Here is a 19,820-nt window from a genome sequence, read left to right as displayed (position 1 = left end):
AGTTGCGTAGTAACTTTCATCGTTGAGTACAATAATTTGAAGTTAGTAACTATAACTACAAAAATATCAATTATTCAATACTTTGCGAAAGTCCTGTGGAATAGAGAAAGGGAAGATAGAAGGAGAAAAGATTGGAATAGAAAAAGGGAAGTTAGAAGGAAAGCTAGAAGAACGTCATGCTACTGTCTTAAAGATGCTTCAATTAAGTATGGATATAGATACTATAGCAGATATTACTACCCTTTCTAAAGAAGAAATTATGTCTATTGTTAAAGACAACAACTTGACGCATCAGCCCTAAAATATCATAAAATGATTTGGTTTCCAATTATAGGAGTAGCTCATTTTTCAGCCAGTTTCTTAACATATATCTTCCATTATATTCCACCTATTGCATATTTGATGTAATTTCATTATATCACTAATAAGGATCCAGAGTTATTCCCGTTGCTGGTGATCCATCACATCACATGCAGCGTAAATGCTATGCGTTCCTACACATGGGCTCTTTTGTATATATCCATTTAGATATGGGAATGTAATAATTTGCATAAGAATTGGTACAAAGGATGTATAAAACGTGCAAATATATATGCACTTTTTTATATACAAGGACTCAGGTGGAAATAGGCTAGATTGTTTTTAGACATATTTTGCCTATGGGCAGATATCTTCATAGAAGGTTATTAAGTTGTTTTTTATGTAAGTTTTTAATGATAATGAAATATATAAGAAAACTCACACATTATGTGTATACATCCATCTTATGGATTACGTTATTTTACGCTTTAGGCGCTTGTAGTCAGAAGCGCGTTACTCAAAATATTGGATTAAAGAAAGCGCTTGTAGCAGGAGCTACACTTGCAACTCCTATAAGCCAGGCATTGCCGCTATCCAATGACACAGTAGCACTATCTAATAATATAGTTCCCACGGACATTGATCTAAATCAAGTATTTTTTCCTATAGAGGTAACTATAGGTAATGACAGTTCATTGGAAAACCTAAATTCTAATAATGTTGAGATTTCTTTTCCAGGAATGGGTGAAATAGAGCTGGCGATAGTGAATGGTGCTATTGATTATCAGAAGCTTAAATCCATTACTGCTAAAGATGATGATCCTATAAGAACACCTATAGAAAACTCAGCAGAACAGAAATTACCTATCGCTAGTATAGCATTTGCGAAAGGTGTTACTATAAATATCTTGGGTGCTGGGTTGAAGTATTGTTTTGGTAATATGAGAAAATCAAAATCTCATGAGTATTATAGTTTTAGAAGAGACCATGGAACACACTTAAGTTTGGTAAAGTCTGGTACTTACCTTATTTTAATGTCTGTTGCGTTGTATCTTGAGTTACAACAGGGTTTTCAGCGTGCAGATTTATTAACTACCTGGTCTAATGCAGGCATCAGCTTAATGACAGTTGGAGTACATATATTACGTCATAAGTGTAGGACTAGCAGTATATGGACCGCTTTTTTAAATGGAACTGCTGCCATTATTATTACCAGTGTTTCTCCTGATACACCTAACTATCATCCTAAAATAGTTTCTACTTGGTGTGCAACTACCGATCAAATTTCGGCTTTTGCAGTACGATTAGGAAAATATTGCTATGCTTATACTAAATCTGATAACAAGCAACCATACCGAATAGGTATGGTTGGTGCACACTTTTTGATCACTTCGTTTTCCATAGTAATGTCTTCATGGACAACCGCTCAGATTTTGTCCAATTCAGATTAGTTATTAACTATAGCGAATCATCTTAAATACCTGTTTCGTAAGTACCTAGAATAAAAACATAGTTTTTTGTACATAATGGATGGCTTTTGAGTGAATTTTAGGCCCACTGAAGTGGGCCTAGTACTTACGGAATGGTCTATATTCAGAATATTTAACACATTTTATTTATGAAACATATTTGTAAAACAATCACCTTTTCAGCCATGGTATGGATGATTACTGGCATAAATACGTGTACAAGCATTGCACGCAATAGAAATGTTACAAGTACACACACTGATAACCAAGAAGAAAAAAAATGGACTGTATCTCTTCCTAAAAAAGGTATTGAAGCCATTCAAAAGGGAGATATACGGCAACTAGAAGAAATTTTTGATAGGTATAAAGATAAAGATGATAAAAAAAGCATTGCAAATACAGAAACAAGGTTATGGCAAGATGCAGATGATCTGGTAGATTATGTGCAAGAATCTATTTTATATCTTGCTATTTACTATAGACATATGGCTAAAGGAAAGGACAAAGATAAATATCTAGAAATTATTCAATTTTTATTGAAGCAAGGTGCGAATCCTAACGTACCACGTAAACTTTTGATGACTATTCGTCCTCTATGTATAGATACTCCTCTAACCACAGCAACTCGGGCACACGATGAGGATGTGGTAAAGCTATTGCTCGAACATGGAACAGATGTGAACAACCTGGATGATACACCAGATGATTATGAAGAGGGTCCGGTCAGTGCGCTCCATGTAGCTATGTACAATGGTGATATACCTATTCTTAAGATCCTTTTAGCACATAAAGATATAGATGTAAATCAACCTGCGAGAACAGGGCTATTACCATTACAAGCGAGTATAAATGGCTACAAACTTAGGCATGACAGTAATAACCTAGAGGCAGTACGTTTACTATTAAGAGACAAGAGAATTGATGTCAATAAAAAAAGTGATTATGGAAATACTGCATTTAACAACGCCATTAATCGGGGTCTTACAGACATGGTAGAAATATTATTAGAGCATCCAACTATAGATCTAGAACAAAAAAACCGTTACGGACGTACCCCACTTGCAGAAGCGGTGCATGATGGCCATGTAGAAATTGTGGAGTTACTATTAAATTATGGAGCCAATCCAGAAGGTATTATACCAACAAAATGGGGTGCATTTTTGTCAAAATTGGGTTCTCAAAAACACAAAAGAATCAAAGAGCTTTTAGAGAAGGCAAGGAAAAATCAGGATAAAACAAAAGCGTTCAAATATATTTTTGATCCTATTGATGTTACTAAAGCGGATGGAAAATGTTCTATTTGTCATACCGAATTAGTGGATACTAGTGAGTATAACCATGCAATAGCATTAAAATGCAAGCATAAATTTCACTTAGATTGTATAGATCAGTGGATTAAACCTAGTACAGCAACTTGTCCACTTTGTCGAGCAAAAATTAAATAGCTGGTAATGGTTTAGTCTCCAACTGCCTGATTGAATTTATTAAAATAGGTAACTTAATAAATATTTTCGCATAGTTTCTAACTATAGGTTATAGATAATGGCATATTAACTTTCATATTAGTCCACATATTCGTAGTCTTTTTGATGAATTAAATCTTTTGAAGATACTTTACGCCAATCGCCACTGCACCAAACTGGCGAACCCTATGGGCACCAGGGAACGAATGGTATATATTTGCTGCGCGTTTAAAGAGTTCTTCATTGGAAACATGAGTTGCTAAAGATGCCAACTGTGGGAGTAAAGGCAAGACTCCTTTATTTTGTAGCATCTCCTCAAAAGAAGCATAGATATCTTTGCTGGTTACTTCACATAGAATACCCCATTGTGCATGTCTATCAAACAATTTTAAGTGATTACCTACCACCATTTTTGCACATGTATGCGCATTTACCCTACCTTCAAACTTTTTTTCCCATTCATAATATAATCAAAATAGATTGTACCTTTCATGGGTAGATTATATGTGCGCATTTGTTGTGTAGATAAAGCAGTTTTGTTAAAAGATCCAACGGACGTTCCTAATATATGTTGTATAGTGCTTTCTTTAGGTAATACCATACTATTATTTTAAATCAAGCATTTCTTCTTCCAGTTTTTGCATTTTTCTAGGAGATGTCGTGCAATTATTTACATCTGTATCCTCTTCTTTTATATCTTTTAAAAACAGTTGTATAGATTTATTTCCATGGTAATAATTATAGCCTATGGTGTAGGCTATAGAAAATGGTCGCCCACTGGATACAATAGATTCGTAGGATGCAAAATTGAAACCAATGGCTTCATAGCGCTGTTTGCTCCCTTCTTGATATACTTCTAATTTAAGGTGTGCTCCCTTAAGAAGGGTGTATGTATGGGCATAAACTTTTGTGCTAACAAATACAGGCGTTGGATTTCCTGCGCCAAAAGGTGCCATTTGCATTAAAATATTTACAAATTTGTGTGTGATATCTTGAAATCGAATAATAGCATGAATGGTCTGTTGAGGTATTAAGAGCTGTTCATCTATTGTTTCTGCTACTACTTTTTCAAATTTTTCTTGAAATTTAAGTATACTATCTGTAGACATGGTCAATCCTGCCGCAAAAGCATGTCCACCATACTGGTATAAAAGTTCGCTACATGCAGCAATGGCTTCGTAAATATTATATCCAGGAACAGACCGAGCTGAACCTGTAGCTTTCCCATCTGAAAGTGTTAAAATAATAGTAGGTCTATAGTATTCCTCAATGCAGCGAGAAGCGACAATACCAATAATCCCTTTATGCCAATTTGGATTAAAGAGCACATTACTCTTTTTTTGTTTAGGTTTTATCGTATTTTGAATGATAGATAACGCTTCTTGTGTAATGGTACAGTCGATCTCTTTTCTTAGCAAGTTTTGCTCGTCGATAGCATTGGCCAAGTTTTTGGCCTGAGATGGCTCTTTTTCTATCAATAACTGAACAGCTAAAGAAGCATGACTCATGCGTCCAGCAGCATTAATACGTGGGCCTATTTTAAAAACAATATCAGAAATTGTAATAGGATTCGTTAACATCCCCAACTGCATAAGTGCTTGTAGGCCTGGGCGTGGAGAACGTTCTAACTGCTTCATACCATAGTAAGTTAAAATTCTGTTTTCATCTACTAATGGCACTATGTCACAAGCAGTACTTACTGCTACAAGATCTAAGTAAGGATAGATTGTTGCTTCTTTTAACCTTTTGCTTATGCAAAAGGCTTGTAGTAATTTAAAACCTATACCACAACCCGAGAGCTCCTTAAAGGGATAGGGGCAATCGGGCTGCTTTGGATCTAAAATAGCAGATGCTGGAGGAAGGGTGTCTCCTGCTTCATGGTGGTCACAGACAATTACATCTATGCCTAGTTCTACAGCTCTAGCAATAGACGTATGTGCTTTGATGCCACAGTCTAGCGTAAGTATCAGATGAATGCCATCTTGATATGCTTTTTCTATGGCTTGCATAGACACGCCATACCCTTCTACCATCCGGTCTGGGACATAATAGCCTACATGCACATTGGGTAATTCTTTGAGAAAAGAATAAACCAATGCCACTGCTGTAGTGCCATCTACATCATAGTCACCATAGACTAATATTTTTTCTCTATTATCCAGTGCTTGAATGAGACGTGCTATAGCCTTATCCATATCCTTCATCAAAAAGGGATTATGCAATGCTGCTAAAGAGGGACGGAAAAAATTTTTAGCTTGCTCAAACGTATTTACTCCTCTTTGAACTAAAATAGCAGACAAAGAAAAAGGCGTACCCAGTACCTTGGTGAGCGCCTCTACTGTCTCCTGTTTCTTGGGAGATTGGATGACCCAACGTTTACACATTTAGGATGTATTAAAACTGTATGCTATACTCCCTCTATAATAATGCGGACAACCTGCTTGCTTCTTTCAGCGCTATATCATTCCCATAATGGGATTCTGGAAATTTTTCTACAATCTCTTGGTAGCAGTGGTAAGCATCTTTATACTGATTTACGGATTCAAAGGCAATAGCAGCTTTAACCAGGTATCCAGGAGAATAGACACTATTTGTTTTGTAATGTGCTGCCTTCATATAGTAAGTTGCTGCTTGTTTGTGATTGCCTTGTTCACTATACACATCGCCCATTACACACCAGGCACGTGCTTGTAAAATAAGATCTTTAAAATGAGATCTATTTAAAAATTGAAGCGCTTTATCGTATGCTTTTTGATGCATATAAGCAACGCCTATATAAAGGTTTAATAAATTTGCTGTTTTGGTATAAGGATATGATTTAACTACTTCTAAAAGGCCTTTGTGCATCCCATCTCCCTCCAGCGCTTTATTAAAATCTTCCGCTTCAAAATAATAGACAGCTTGGAAGCTATCATTTTGCGCTTTTATATCCTTTTTCTCTTGATAAAAGTGCCATCCGGATAAACTGCTAGAAAGCACTATAACAAGCAAGCTAATTATATAAATCCTTCGTTTTCTACGCTTTATAGAAAATGCTATTTTTTCACGTTCACTATGGGCTATTTTCTGTGTAGTGTTTTGTTTTCTAGGTATACTGTTTATGTCTATTATTTTCATAAAGTTTAATTCTGAAGAAATGGATAATTGTCTTGTTTGTAAATATAATGATAAACAGTTGCTGGATCTGGAAACGGAGATGTTTCTGCAAAATTTATTGCTTCTGCTATTTTTGCTTTAACCCTATCATTGATACTGCTTAAATCGGATTCATTTCCAACTTTTTTTTCAAGTATTAGTCTTTGAATCTTGAGAATAGGATCTTGATCTTTATAAGATTCTACTTCTTCTTTGGTACGATAATTGGCAGGGTCAGACATAGAATGCCCTCTGTAACGGTAAGTTACAAACTCTAATAGGTTTGGTATGCCCTTTCTTGCTTTTTCTGCAGCGTCTTGAACGGCACCATGTACATCTTCCACACATAGCCCATCTACTTGTTTAGCATCCATGTTATAACCAGCACCTATTTGATAAAGTGCTGTTACATTAGAACTACGTTCTAACGAAGTACCCATGGAATACCCATTGTTCTCTATCACAAAAATTATGGGTAAACTATAGAGCATGGCTAAATTAAATGCTTCATGGACAGCTCCTTGACGTACTGCTCCATCTCCCATAAATGCAATGCATAGATTATCTGTTTTATTGTATTTTTCAGCAAATGCAATACCTACACCTAAAGGAATCTGTCCTCCTACAATGGCATGACCCCCAAAGAAGTGGTGTTCTTTGTCAAATAAGTGCATGGAGCCACCATATCCTTTAGAAATACCAGTAGATTTACCATATAGTTCTGCCATAATGTATTTAGGGTCAGTGCCTAGAGCAATAGGATGGGCATGATCACGATAAGCAGTAATGTATTTATCCTCTTTACGTAAAGCAGTTACAGCACCTGCCACACATGCTTCTTGCCCGTTATAGAGATGACAAAAGCCTTTAATTTTTTGTTGTCCATAGAGCTGGGCTGCCTTATCTTCAAATCTTCGAATAAGCAACATCGTCTCATACCATCCTAGATAAAACGGTGATAAGTCCACTTTAGAGGTATATGAACAAGTACCTTCCTGCTCAGGTTTAATTGCCCCTAATCGGCTCATGGTTGTATTTAAATTTTTTATTGATACCACTTAAGTATAGTTTTTATTTACAAAAAATTAATGTGATACAAAATAACTCACTCAGTTATGCTAGTGGCATGTGTATTGCCTGGTTTAGTAGCTGAATACAGATATCCCATTAAGCACAAAATATAGTTGGTTTCATTTTCATTTATGTTCTACCTTTTAAGCTTTAACAAAAAGAGCCTAGAACGAATTTAGCCAAGTATCTACAAAAAATCAAAATAAATAGATCTGTTACATAAGTCCCGAGCGACCTAAATCAGATTAAAATTTATTCAAAAACTCTGTTTTCTTTACCATAGCATGGTAAATATATGGTATATAGAAAATATAAACTAGTTTCAGTTTAGATTAAACATTTGATTTTTATCAAAAATAATAGTATAGTTGTAGTTCGGGGGGTTAGCTCAGTTGGCTAGAGCGTCTCGATGGCATCGAGAAGGTCGGGGGTTCGAATCCCCCATTCTCCACTAAAAGGAATAGTGTCTACGCTTGTGTTACAATTAATTTCATGTCTAAAACTTTTCATTCTAAGGTTTTTCTCGCTATTATAAGGCGTATATGTATATTCCCTTTGCTTGTTGTCTCTTGTGTTACCGTGAAAGAGCCAGAAGGTGGGCCTCCTGATGAGACTCCTCTTAAGATGGTTCGTACTTTTCCGGAAAATGGATCTTTACATTTTAAAGATAAAAAAATCCGCATTACCTTCAATAAAAACATTAAAGTAGAAGGCATTCACGCCAACTTATTAATCATGCCGAAGTTAGATACATCTAAAAATAGCAAGCAGCCTTATAGTTATAGTGTAAGTGGAAAAACGTTAAAAATAAAACTAAATGTCCCATTGAAAGAAGATACAACTTATTCCATGTATTTTAACAATGCGGTAAAGGATACGCACGAGGGCACTAAACCAACAGATGCTGTATTGACTTTCAGTACAGGTTCCTTTATCGACCCCATTACGGCTAAAGGAGAAATAAAAGAGTTATTGACCAATAGGCCCGTGGGAGATGTTGGTATTTATTTATACAGTAGTGAACGTGATCCTAAAGAATGGCAAGAAAAAGGTGTTCCTGATTATTGTACAACAGCCAATAAAGATGGCTATTTTACTATAGATCATATACGTTTGGGCACATATTATGTTCGTGCTACTACTGGAAAAAATAGCAAATATGAGATTGATTATGAAAAAGACCAATATGGTTTTTTTAAAAATCCTATTGACTTAAATGACTCTCGAACAGATATTTTAATACCTTTGGTAGCAACCGATGTACGTGACTTTAAGCTATTACGCAGCGCTCCTCAAAGAGGTTTCTTTGAAATTGTCTTTAATAAACCAATTGTAAAATACCAACTTATACCATTACAAACCATAGGTACTAAAGGGAAACCACAGATATATAGCATAGTTTCTGATAAATCCTCTAGAACCATTTGTATATACAATACATTTGGATTATTAGAGGGAGAGCAATTTGAAGTCAAGCTCATTGCCGAAGATCTCTATCATACAGTAATAGAACAACATTTGCACATTAACTTTAAAGAAGGAAAACAGGATATTAAACCAGTAAAATTAAGCCATACGCTATTGCCACGACCAGTTGCTTCTATATTACCTAATTTCACAGAAACTATTACATTTAATAAGCCCATTCGAGAGATCAATCAAAATTTGATCTATTTTGAGCAGACAAAGGATAAAAAAATTCCTCTAGGAATGGAAGAACTAGAGTGGAATTCAGATAAAACCAAGTTGACTATAAAAAAGGTTTTTACGCAAGAGGAAGTAGCAGCATGTCTTTCTGAAGAACAAGGGAAAAAAGAACATAGTATAACAAAAAAAACAATAACGTTACATATAGAATCAGAAGCTTTCCTAGCATTTGATCAAGACCCAAACAAAAAAATTTCTATAACCTATCCATTTAGAAATGAAGAAGAGACAGGAACTATTTCCGGGAAAATAGAAACCACTGTGGAGTATTTTATTATTGAATTACTAGATAGTAAGGATGAAATAGTTGACACGATACGTGATGCAAAAGATTATTGTTTTACAATGATTCCTCCTGGTACCTATAGTGTTCGTGTGCGTGTATTAAATGAAGGAGAGGAAGAATGGTTCCCTGGTAATATTCGTAAGCATATTGAACCCAATCCTGTAATATTTTATGAAAAAGAAGTTGGTGTTGTAGAAAAATGGGATGTAACAGGTATCGACCTTAAGTTTTAGTATAGATTATTTCCTTTATCGGAATTTATTTCCCTCTTAATAAGATTATTGTCTCATTATTAATCTATTTTATGCTATATTTTTCTCTATGATTTACATTTATACAGATGGGTCTTCTAGGGGTAATCCAGGTCCAGGGGGTTATGGGGTAATTCTAAAAAAGAAAAGTTATACCAAAGAATTTTGTCAAGGCTATAGAAAGACCACCAACAATCGAATGGAGCTATTGAGTGTTATTGTAGGCTTAGAAGCCATAAAAGAGGAAAGACAAGAGGTTGCGGTTTACAGTGACTCAAAATATGTAGTAGATGCTGTTGAAAAAGGGTGGCTTAAAAGATGGATAAAAATAAACTTTGAAAATAAAAAAAACTCAGATCTTTGGAAACGTTTTTGGGTAGTATATCAAAAACATAATGTCCATTTTTATTGGATTAAAGGCCATAATGGACACAAAGAAAATGAACGTTGCGATAGGCTTGCTGTAGCAAGTAGCTATGGAGAATTGATTATAGATGAATATTACGAAAAATATGTATCTATTTAACTAGACCTGTTGCGTAAGTCCCTATTATTAGTTTTTGGAGTAAAAACGTTAAAATGGAACCTCATTATGTTTATTGCATTTAGGACTCAGGAAGGGGAGTAGGAATAGCTCTCGGAACGAACAGATTATACAACTAACTTATACCTTTAGTTGTATAACGCCATTAAAGTATTTTATCTGTGTATTTGTTCATATATATTAAGCTGTTGTTGAAGTAGATTCAATCTAACTCTATTTTTATGCAATTCTTGCCAACAGATGGGTACCAAAATTGGTTTCGAAATAAAGTTCGGGTACTATGGTAATATTTTTGTATTCTTGTAGACTAAGTAAAAATGTATAATGTGATCTATCTTTATAGGTAATAATGATGTCTTGTTGGTAGCATCGTTCATGTAGTCTTCTTCTCTATTACTGCCTACATAGCTCATCAAGACATATCGAGGGATTAAATAATTTTTAAGTAAAGATGATTGTTAAAAAAGATAGAACCATTTATACGATGGTATTATGTCTTATGCTATCTTTATTTTCATGTAAGAAACATAAGTATGGTATGGAACAAGAAAATAAAAGAACAGGAGAAGATTTGGAACAAATAATAGAGCAAGTAGCAGAAATGGATTTAGATCGTCTTCCTATTGGAGACGCCGATATCAAAAATGTTATAGGGTCTGGTTATTATGCAGATAAAACCAAATTTGCTGGCAAACTTTTAATGGAAGGGAAGCCTACATTTATGGTACGGCCACGTAGATTCGGAAAATCATTATTGATAAGTACCATTGCTACCATTGCTGAAGGAGCAATAAATAAGGAATTGTTTAAAAATTACTTTATCTATAATGGAGTATTTAAAGATGAAAATGGAAAAAAAATAAAATATGACTGGAAGAAATATCCAGTGATTAGATTGGATTTTTCAGGATTAAATAATACCTCATCTAAAAAACTAGAAGGAGATCTTATAGAATTATTAGACGACATTGGCTTGCAATATAAAATAAAAATAACAGGAAAATCATTACAAACAAGGTTTAGAAGACTTATAAATACACTTACAACATTAAAAGAAGGTTATGAGCCTAAAATAGTTCTTCTAATAGATGAATATGATCGTCCTGTAGTCAATTTAGATTGGCGTTCCCAGCAACATAATGATTGTATGAAAGTACTTAAAGATTTTTTCACTGTAGTTAAAAGCTGTGCTGGTGACTGCCAGTTAATATTCCTAACTGGCGTAACTAAGTTTAGTTTGGTGAACTTAGGTTCTGGTGCCAATATATTTCAGGGTAATGATGTTTCTTTAAAACAAGTATTTTCAGATGTAGCTGGCTATAAAGAAGAAGATATTAAAAATCTGTTTAAAAACAGGTTTAGTTATGTCATACGAGAGATGAAAAAACGTACAGGAAAAACATATACTAAAGAAGGTATTATGGAGGCTATAAAGTCCTATTACAATGGGTATAGATTTTCCTATGATGGACCATTTATGTATAACCCTAATTCTGTCCTATCTTTTTTTCAAGAAGGCAGTTTGCAAGGTTACTGGTATAGGACAGGCGATCCTAGTATTTTACTCAATCAGATGAGAGATGAAATTGATAGATTTGATTTGGACTGGGAAAAGTTAAGATTTTACGTTACTCAGGATGATATCATGTTTACACAAAGCAAAAAACCGTTAAGCTTAGAAGCTTTAATGTATCAAACAGGTTATTTATCCATAGATACCTATAATCCTGCTAATGGACAATATGCACTAAAAATTCCTAACGAAGAAGTAAGGGTGGCACTTACACAAAATATACAGGAAGTGTTTTTAGATGAACAAAAAGAGATAGGTGTACATCATAAAGAGCATGTACTTGCAGCTCTACAGCAAGAGGATTGGACTCGTTTATTGCAGCTATTTAGGGATGCTTGTTTTGCGAATACAAGCTATGAAGCACTCAAAGATGATGAAAAAGATTTTCAAAATATTCTGCATGCTTTTCTCAATGGTGTTTGTCATCATACAGTAGGTGGCCCTAGAATTCGTGTAGAAGAACATTCCGGTAGTGGGCGATCAGATATAACTATGGATGACATAAAGAATAATGTGGTTTATATTATAGAATTGAAAAAGAATCAGAGTGCTGAAGTAGCCATCGAACAGATAGAACAAAAAAACTATTCTGGTAAATATTTTAGAAAAAAGAAGATCGTACATATAGGCTTGAATTGTATTTTTAATAGAGAGGACATCAATCATCGCAATATCAATGAATGTATGATTGAAGTAAAACGACAAGACAGCAATAACAATCTTACCAAGGATCCTAAAAAGAAATTTGTATTTAAAGATGAAAAATTTGTAGAAGAAGCAATAAACGTAGAAACATTAGAAAAGCAAAAAACAGCATCACAAACGAAGAAAAAAATTAGAAGCAACGCCTGATGCATATTTATAATGTCATTGATTTATAGCATCATAGAGTTGTGATGCAATTAATTGTAACTACCCAGGTACCTTTTTAAATGTATTTTAAAAACAATTGATTGTTAGACATAAATATTTTATAAACTTGAACATACAAGAAAATGTGCTGCCAAAATTTTTACCTTATATTTTATATTTCATTATAAATCAGACATAAAAACAATGTCGTTTTATGTGGAATGTAAGGTTCCTGGGGAATTACAAAAAATCAAAAAAATTGTTTTTATAAAAAAATTTGCCTAATATGCATCGTATTAGTGACACTAAGTATTTTGTACTCCTTCTTATTAAATGCTGCTTTAGGCATAAGCATGAAATTGTTTTTCATAATCAATATATATAGGTAGGGATACAAAATAAACTTTTGTGTCCCGTGTGCGTGACAAAATAAAGTCATGTACAACTGTAGTATATAGTAGAAACTATCTTATTCATAATATTATTTTTTAAAAGGCATTGCCTAGGTAGCTCATGTTTGCCTATTCCAGCCTTTTTAATAGAGAAAACCAACTTTTTTTATGGTATTGAACAATCTTCCCCTCCTTATGGTGGTGACCTTTCTGTTGCTTACGCTAGCAGTAGGTATTTATTTTAGCAATAGAGTAAAAGATATTAAAGAATATGCCATAGGCCATAAAGAATTTTCTACAGCTACATTGGTAGCCACCATAGTGGCCACTGCTTATGGCGGTGGTGGATTAACACGTACGGTAGAACAAGTACATGCTAAAGGATTGTATTGGATAGTTTTGGTTAGTTTGGGTATCTTTTCTATTTGGATCATTAGTCCATTAGCCTCACGTATGCAGCCATTTATAGAAAATCTAATTGTAGTGCGGAATATCGGATAAATATACTGATATAAATTACTGGTTTTTTACATAAAACTATACAGTACCTATTTGGGAAAATAGGTTTTTAGCAGCACTAATAGTATCTATTTTTCCAGTAATAACAACGAGTATATTTTTTTTTATTTCTTTGAGTTGACAATGGGCTGGGTAAGTTTGCATATATCTAACAATATTTTCCCACATGTCGGTATTTCTCTTGTGAAAATCATCTCCTAGGTAACAACGCAAAACGGAATCTTTAAATATTACTTTTTGAAAACCAATACGTTCTGCCTCCCAGCGGAGTTGTACAGTTTCTAATAAAGTTTCTGTTGGAGTAGGCAATGGACCAAACCTATCTATTAGTTCTTCTTTAAAAAGAATAAGTTGGTCAATATTTTTAATTTCATTTAGCCTTTTATAAAACAACATACGATGTGTTGTGTTTTGTACATATTCTGGGGGTAAAAGTGACTCACAATCTGTCTCAATTGAGCACTCGTTAAACCTTTTTTCAATATCTTTACTAAATAATGTTTTAAATTCAGCATTTTTGACCTCTTCTACAGCTTCTTCTAGAATTTTACAATAGGTTTCAAACCCAATATCTGCAATAAACCCACTTTGAGCAGCTCCAAGGAGATCACCAGCACCACGTATATCTAAATCCCTCATGGCAACTTTAAAGCCATCACCTAATTCAGAAAATTCCTCCAGTGCACTTAATCTTAGTTTAGCCTCTGGTGTAAGATGAACGTTTGGTGGCGTTAAGAGATAACAAAAAGCTTGTACATTGGAACGGCCTACCCTTCCCCGCATTTGGTGTAAATCAGAAAGGCCTAATAGGTGGCTGTCATTAATAATAATGGTGTTGGCGTTTGGAATATCCATGCCAGATTCTATGATACTTGTTGCAACTAGTACATCATAATTGCCAGCTATAAATTGAAGTATTTTCTCTTCCAACATGGTACCAGCCATTTGACCATGTGCGATACAAATGCGCACAGTTGGTACTAAACTTGATATTTTATTTGCAATCGTATTTATATCATTTACTTTATTATGTACAAAAAAAACTTGTCCCCCTCTAGCTATTTCATCTTGTATGGCTTCTTGAATAACTTTGGAACTAAATGGACATGCCTTTGTTTGTACAGGTCGTCTATTAGCAGGTGGTGTATGTAAAATACTTAAATCTCGTGCACCCATTAATGAAAAATGGAGTGTCCTTGGAATAGGTGTGGCTGTTAAGGTTAATGTATCTACATGGGCACGGAGTTGCCTTAACTTTTCTTTAGCTGTTACGCCAAATTTTTGTTCTTCATCTATAATGAGTAACCCTAAATCTTTAAATTTCACACCATCCGTAAGCAACTTATGGGTACCGATAAGAATATCTATCTTTCCATCATTCGTGTCTGTCAATACTTGACTGATCTCTTGTGTAGTTTTAAATCTATTGATATAGCTTACATTTACAGGCAGATCGGCTAATCTACTCATAAACGAATTGTAATGTTGCAGGGCTAGAATAGTAGTAGGTACGAGCACTGCCACCTGTTTCCCATTTTCTGCTGCTTTAAAGGCAGCACGAATCGCTATTTCTGTTTTACCAAAACCCACATCGCCACAAATAAGCCTATCCATGGGAATGGGCCGTTCCATATCTTCTTTAACAGCAGCAATGGCCAATGCTTGGTCAGGGGTGTCCTCATAGCAGAAGGAAGAAGCCAATTCTGCATCCATATAAGTGTCTTTTCCAAAGGAAAATCCTGTGGCATTTTTACGTTCTGCATAAAGGGTTATGAGCTCTTTAGCAATGTCTTTAATCTGTTTTTTTACAGTACTTTTTTTGCTTTGCCAAACTGTAGTCCCCAATTTATGCATATTGGGGGGCGTTCCATGCTTGCTAGTGTATTTACTGATCTTATATAATTCACTTACATTTACATAAACCATATCATTATTTTTATAAATAAGACGAACAGCTTCTTGTTTATATCCATTAATATGTAAGGTATGTAATCCAGAAAATAGACCAATGCCATAATCACTATGTACTACATAGTCCCCAACTTGTAGATTTGTAGCTTGCTGAATCAGCACTGTTTTTGTTGAAGAATAGTGCTTTGGTGGCTGGTATTGATAGTATCGGTTAAAGATTTGATGGTCTGTATAGCACACTATTTGAGCGGTATGGTCTATATAACCTTCTCGAAGGCCAAGCAATAAAGGGGTAAAATAAGGTTTAGGTTCTTTTTCTTGTAAAATGGTATCCAGTCGTGCAAATTGCCCTGCAGATACAGCAGTAATCAAGACATTATATGCATCTTGGTTTCTTTTACAGAGATCATCAATAAGTAAATTGGATTTTTTTTTAAAATATGGCTGAGGATCAGATGGGTAATGTATTATAAGGTCTTTATCTGTAGCCATGCACTGCTGTGTCCCAAATGTGATCTGATGAAAGGCATCAATAGATGCCATAAAGCTTTCTTTGGTTTCTCTTGGTATGTGACTGCTATGGATGGTAGCATGAATATCATTGTTATGAATACCTGAGTCTATTTTATCAAAAATTTCCAAAGTTGTTGTCTTATTTTTAATCCAAATACAGGTATCTGTTGGCAGGCAGCTTGCAAAAGAAGTGTAACGCAAAGTCTTTTCTAATGGATCTTCTTGTTGGTTGGATAAAATAGTCGCTTTGGTTACTGCTTTAAAAGATCTTTGATCATCTGGATCAAAGGTACGTATGCTAGAAATGGCATTGCCCCATAACTCTATACGATAAGGTACTGATTCATTAGCGGTATATACATCAACAATCCCTCCACGTACGGCAAATTGACCTTGTTTATAAACAAAATCAACTTTGGTAAATAACTGTTTTCTAAGTGTTGATTCTAATGTTTTCAAAGATATTGTTTGACCCACCTGCAGGTTGCAACTCCTATCTGCTATTTGAGATTGATCTAAGATTTTCTCGGCAAGGGCCGCCATATACGTTATGACTACTGCAATAGGCTTTGTTGCTATAGCATGTATTACTTCTATACGTTTATTTTGAAGAATTTGCTTGCCTTCTGCTTGTGCACGATCATCTTCTTCTAAACAGGGTAAAAGCAGTACCATGTCGGGCGCAAGCAAGTTTCGAAAATCACCATAAAGATCCCATGCTTCTTCTTTTGTTGTAAGAACTACCAATTGTAACCGGGGACATCGCTGTTGCACTGCAGTAATAAGTATTGCATCTAAACTGCCTACAATACCCTGGAGGTGTAGGGTTATATTTTGCTTTTCCTGGCTTAGGTGATCACTGAGCTCTTTTACTATTTTATTTTCTTTATATAATGCTATAAAATCGTTAATCTGCAAAATAAGGTAAGATTATACTTAATATAAAAAACTAATCATAGGGTTTGTTCCCTAGTGCTAACAAAAAAACAGACGGCCAACTTCGGTTAAAAAATTGAAACCGCCTTAGTATGAAATCCGCTGACTTAAAATTGATATAAATTTACAAATTCTTTTTTAGTTTTAATCTAAAGTTGGTAGTAGTTAAAATAGCAGGAAATCGGTTCTTGAAATTAGTATTTATTTAACATGGTTAACATCATATGGATGTTGGTTTACGTATGGGACTAGCATTATAGCAAGTATTTTTCCTTATTTTCTTTTTTTTGGCTCCCGTCTGAGCCCTGCTTGTGGAGCGAAGACTTTGGCCTAGACAGTATTATGATTCAGTAGCATAGTTGTCTTTTGCTGTTATAGATTTAGGATTAAAATTCAGATCTAAATCTATTATAGATTGGTAAATCATACATTTTAAATACTCATACACTCTTTTAATACTCTTTTTATTATTTTCTTCAAAATCTGATATGTAACGAGGTATTTCCATAGGTATGGTACTAGATATTTCCCAATCAGTTATAAAATATTCGTCAAGATTTTTTCGTTCGTATTTGGTAAAAATCCATTGATTCGCGCATGTTAAAACACCATATATAGGATGTTTAGCCCCATTTTTTTCATAAGCTGTTAGCTCCATACAGTGTTGTAATAACCCTTTATTAAAGGTATCAGATGTCTTAACTTCTGTAACAAACAGTATGATTTCCCCCCCCCTGAGGTCCATTATCTTTTAGAATTACAACGTAGTCTATTTCACCTATTGCAGAATCACCATTACAAGAATGTTCAGCATCGATAATTAATGATTTATCATGAATTTGTGACTTTAAATCTCTACTAATCTCTAAGGTTATAGCTAGTAATATGTCATTAACATATAGGGATGGAGTAATTTCCTTTTTATTCAAGTTATAGCCACCATAACCCTCTAATAAATCTTTAACTTGAGATATAATTTTATTATATGTATCTTGATTGATACCATTTTTATTGTTGCTGATTATTTTTTTTAAGTCTAGATAACCTAAACTACTTTCATCAAATTCGATTTTAAACTTTTCATAAAACATTGCAGGGGTCCATTTTGTAAATGCAATAAGCTTACTGTCATGTATCTCTTCTTCATAATTATTATTTATATCTGTATTTTCACTTTCGTCTATTTTCGTTTTTTTTTTAAATAAAATTTATTATCAGCAGGTCTCTTGTCACGAGTCCCCATATTTAATCTGTGTTGCCCGCATGACTGACATAGGAAGAGTAGTAGTAGGAATGATAATAATTTAAGGTGTTTAGAGTTGATCATATGGTTATTAGATTTTATAGTAAGTATTTTTCTTTGTCAGAAATAGCTTCTTTTTCTAATTTTTCAAACAATGTTGCAATGGGATTTAATGTGCATTTCAATACTACGTAATTTTTGCCATATAAGCAACATTTTTAATTTTTTTCAAAATATATTCGTTAAAAATGCATAAAAATGTGTTACGGTAAGTGTATGTCAATTAATTGGTGTTAACAATATCGAGTCATCCAGGGGGGCTTAGGGTCGTTTGAAAACTGGCTTCTACCAGCCGATTCCGGTAGGACTACCATCATGCCTTATACAGCATCACGTCGGAAGTTATCCTTTGTGTTCTTGACACTTAACCATCACCAAAATTTCTTTTAAAAAATCAGTTAAGCCAAACTACGATTTCGTAAAAACCATAGTATAGAAATTACAATAAGGCAAGCCCCCAGAATATTGTATAACAATTCACCGCCAGATATATCAAAAATATATCCTCCTGCAAGAATGCCTCCTAAAGAAAATAAACGCTCTATTGCATCAATAGCTGCCCACCAACTTCCCATAACTTCATTGGGAATAAATGTTTGAAAATAAAGACTTGCTGTACGGAAAAAAAGCGTGCAGCTAGATTGAAATAAAAAAACAAGACACATTGCACTATAAAATCCACTATAAAAACTAAATAGGGACAGAGATAACCCTGCTATAAAAACAGTGATTGAAATTCCAGTACTCAATTTTTTTGTAGTAAAAACACTACCAAGTACCACCCCTACTGCCACACTTCCAATAGCTCCAATACTTCTAAGTACACCTATTTCTACATCTGAAATGTGATATATTTTTGAAAATAATGGAAATAAAAGAAGCGTAGCAATAGCCAAAATAGTCGCTGTAGAAACGTGTATAAGTAATAGTTTTATCCATTTTAAATCTGCAAAAATTAATTGCAAAGCAATTACTGTTCCTCGTAATGCATGGCTCACACTTTGTGTGGAGAATGGGATTGTTTTTTCTCTTTCCATGAGTGGCATGATGTAATAATAAGCACACATGGCTATGAATTGAAATAATGTAGCAATCAGTAGCATGTAAGAAGGTTGAGAAAAATAACTAAGAAACATACTAGCTAATATAGGACCACTTATCCTCATTATACCAGAGATCGTAAGGACTAGTCCATTAAACTTAATACGTTCCTCTCCATGGTAGCACGTAGCGATAGAAACCAAATTGGTCAGATGAGTTACATGACTGATAAGATCTACTAAAAATGCTGCAATACTGATTGCTGCTAAACTAACACGTATTTTATTAAAAAATATGAAAACAAAAATAAATAAAAATACTTTACTGATCATAGCAATAGTAAATAAGGTGCGTTTAGAATAAGCATCTAAAAACCCTCCAAATCCCATACTTACCAAAATTTCTGCTAAATAACCAACTGAATAGACTATAGCACCATTCTTAGCCTCGTCTGTAAGATGAAAAGCTGTGATTGCAAATGTAAAATCATATAATATAGATGAAAAATTCATTGCACAAATTCCAATAAGATAGATTATTTTTATCCACATAAT

Annotated in this window: 16 protein-coding genes and 1 tRNA gene; 8 read left to right on the top strand and 9 right to left on the bottom strand. The window is 34.2% G+C overall.

What is annotated here, in order from left to right; translation table 11 throughout:
* Positions 1 to 82: 82 nt before the first annotated feature.
* From CCPUN_RS00425 to CCPUN_RS00415, 3 genes are all read left to right on the top strand, one after another.
* The gene (locus CCPUN_RS00425; RefSeq protein WP_133281619.1) at positions 83 to 301 is read left to right on the top strand and encodes a hypothetical protein; all 219 of its coding nucleotides are present in this window, start codon (positions 83 to 85) and stop codon (positions 299 to 301) included.
* A gap of 448 nt (positions 302 to 749) precedes the next feature.
* Positions 750 to 1,751, top strand: coding sequence for a hypothetical protein (locus CCPUN_RS00420; protein ID WP_133281618.1), 1,002 nt, complete (start codon positions 750 to 752; stop codon positions 1,749 to 1,751).
* A gap of 167 nt (positions 1,752 to 1,918) precedes the next feature.
* The gene (locus CCPUN_RS00415) at positions 1,919 to 3,214 is read left to right on the top strand and encodes an ankyrin repeat domain-containing protein (RefSeq protein WP_133281617.1); all 1,296 of its coding nucleotides are present in this window, start codon (positions 1,919 to 1,921) and stop codon (positions 3,212 to 3,214) included.
* Between the two features lie 149 nt (positions 3,215 to 3,363).
* On the opposite strand, the gene CCPUN_RS00410 is transcribed toward CCPUN_RS00415, so the two are convergent.
* From CCPUN_RS00410 to pdhA, 5 genes are read right to left on the bottom strand one after another with little or no spacing between them, the layout of a single operon-like run.
* Positions 3,364 to 3,642: an ASCH domain-containing protein gene (locus tag CCPUN_RS00410; protein WP_133281616.1), complete on the bottom strand. Its 279-nt coding sequence runs from the start codon at positions 3,640 to 3,642 to the stop codon at positions 3,364 to 3,366.
* A 20-nt stretch (positions 3,643 to 3,662) separates the two neighbouring features.
* Positions 3,663 to 3,833 (bottom strand): hypothetical protein, encoded by a 171-nt coding sequence (locus CCPUN_RS04660; RefSeq protein ID WP_165941870.1) that lies wholly within the window; start codon positions 3,831 to 3,833, stop codon positions 3,663 to 3,665.
* A 4-nt stretch (positions 3,834 to 3,837) separates the two neighbouring features.
* Positions 3,838 to 5,616 (bottom strand): single-stranded-DNA-specific exonuclease RecJ, encoded by a 1,779-nt coding sequence (recJ, locus tag CCPUN_RS00405; protein WP_133281615.1) that lies wholly within the window; start codon positions 5,614 to 5,616, stop codon positions 3,838 to 3,840.
* A gap of 34 nt (positions 5,617 to 5,650) precedes the next feature.
* Positions 5,651 to 6,349: a tetratricopeptide repeat protein gene (locus CCPUN_RS00400; protein WP_133281614.1), complete on the bottom strand. Its 699-nt coding sequence runs from the start codon at positions 6,347 to 6,349 to the stop codon at positions 5,651 to 5,653.
* 5 nt (positions 6,350 to 6,354) lie between these two features.
* Positions 6,355 to 7,395 carry a pyruvate dehydrogenase (acetyl-transferring) E1 component subunit alpha gene (gene pdhA / locus CCPUN_RS00395; RefSeq protein WP_133281613.1) on the bottom strand — a complete coding sequence of 347 codons (1,041 nt, stop codon included), beginning with the start codon at positions 7,393 to 7,395 and terminating at the stop codon, positions 6,355 to 6,357.
* 420 nt (positions 7,396 to 7,815) lie between these two features.
* Between pdhA and CCPUN_RS00390 the strand changes: the two genes are divergently transcribed.
* The 5 genes from CCPUN_RS00390 to CCPUN_RS00370 all read left to right on the top strand — a co-directional run bounded on the left by CCPUN_RS00390 (position 7,816) and on the right by CCPUN_RS00370 (position 13,544).
* A tRNA-Ala gene (locus CCPUN_RS00390) sits at positions 7,816 to 7,889 on the top strand.
* Positions 7,890 to 7,930: 41 nt separating this feature from the next.
* Positions 7,931 to 9,664: an Ig-like domain-containing domain gene (locus CCPUN_RS00385; RefSeq protein ID WP_133281612.1), complete on the top strand. Its 1,734-nt coding sequence runs from the start codon at positions 7,931 to 7,933 to the stop codon at positions 9,662 to 9,664.
* Between the two features lie 88 nt (positions 9,665 to 9,752).
* Positions 9,753 to 10,208: a ribonuclease HI gene (gene rnhA / locus CCPUN_RS00380; protein ID WP_133281611.1), complete on the top strand. Its 456-nt coding sequence runs from the start codon at positions 9,753 to 9,755 to the stop codon at positions 10,206 to 10,208.
* A 469-nt stretch (positions 10,209 to 10,677) separates the two neighbouring features.
* The gene (locus CCPUN_RS00375; RefSeq protein ID WP_133281610.1) at positions 10,678 to 12,651 is read left to right on the top strand and encodes an AAA family ATPase; all 1,974 of its coding nucleotides are present in this window, start codon (positions 10,678 to 10,680) and stop codon (positions 12,649 to 12,651) included.
* Positions 12,652 to 13,211: 560 nt separating this feature from the next.
* The gene (locus tag CCPUN_RS00370) at positions 13,212 to 13,544 is read left to right on the top strand and encodes a hypothetical protein (RefSeq protein ID WP_133281609.1); all 333 of its coding nucleotides are present in this window, start codon (positions 13,212 to 13,214) and stop codon (positions 13,542 to 13,544) included.
* 36 nt (positions 13,545 to 13,580) lie between these two features.
* Here the strand turns inward: CCPUN_RS00370 and mfd are convergent, their stop codons facing one another.
* From mfd to CCPUN_RS00350, 4 genes are all read right to left on the bottom strand, one after another.
* A complete protein-coding gene (gene mfd, locus CCPUN_RS00365; protein ID WP_133281608.1) occupies positions 13,581 to 16,904 on the bottom strand; it encodes a transcription-repair coupling factor in 3,324 nt (1,107 codons plus the stop codon).
* Between the two features lie 358 nt (positions 16,905 to 17,262).
* Entirely contained in the window at positions 17,263 to 17,667 is a 405-nt protein-coding gene (locus CCPUN_RS00360; RefSeq protein WP_133281607.1) for a hypothetical protein, read from the bottom strand.
* Positions 17,621 to 18,013, bottom strand: coding sequence for a hypothetical protein (locus CCPUN_RS00355; RefSeq protein WP_133281606.1), 393 nt, complete (start codon positions 18,011 to 18,013; stop codon positions 17,621 to 17,623). The genes CCPUN_RS00360 and CCPUN_RS00355 overlap by 47 nt, the downstream gene beginning before the upstream one ends.
* A gap of 610 nt (positions 18,014 to 18,623) precedes the next feature.
* On the bottom strand, positions 18,624 to 19,817 hold the full coding sequence (locus tag CCPUN_RS00350; protein WP_133281605.1) for an MFS transporter: 1,194 nt from the start codon (positions 19,815 to 19,817) through the stop codon (positions 18,624 to 18,626).
* Between the last annotated feature and the right edge of the window lie 3 nt (positions 19,818 to 19,820).

It is taken from the genome of Cardinium endosymbiont of Culicoides punctatus, from assembly GCF_004354815.1.
Lineage (GTDB): Bacteria > Bacteroidota > Bacteroidia > Cytophagales > Amoebophilaceae > Cardinium.
The sequence above is the reverse complement of the archived record's forward strand: the minus strand, read 5'-3'. Positions and strand labels throughout refer to the sequence as shown.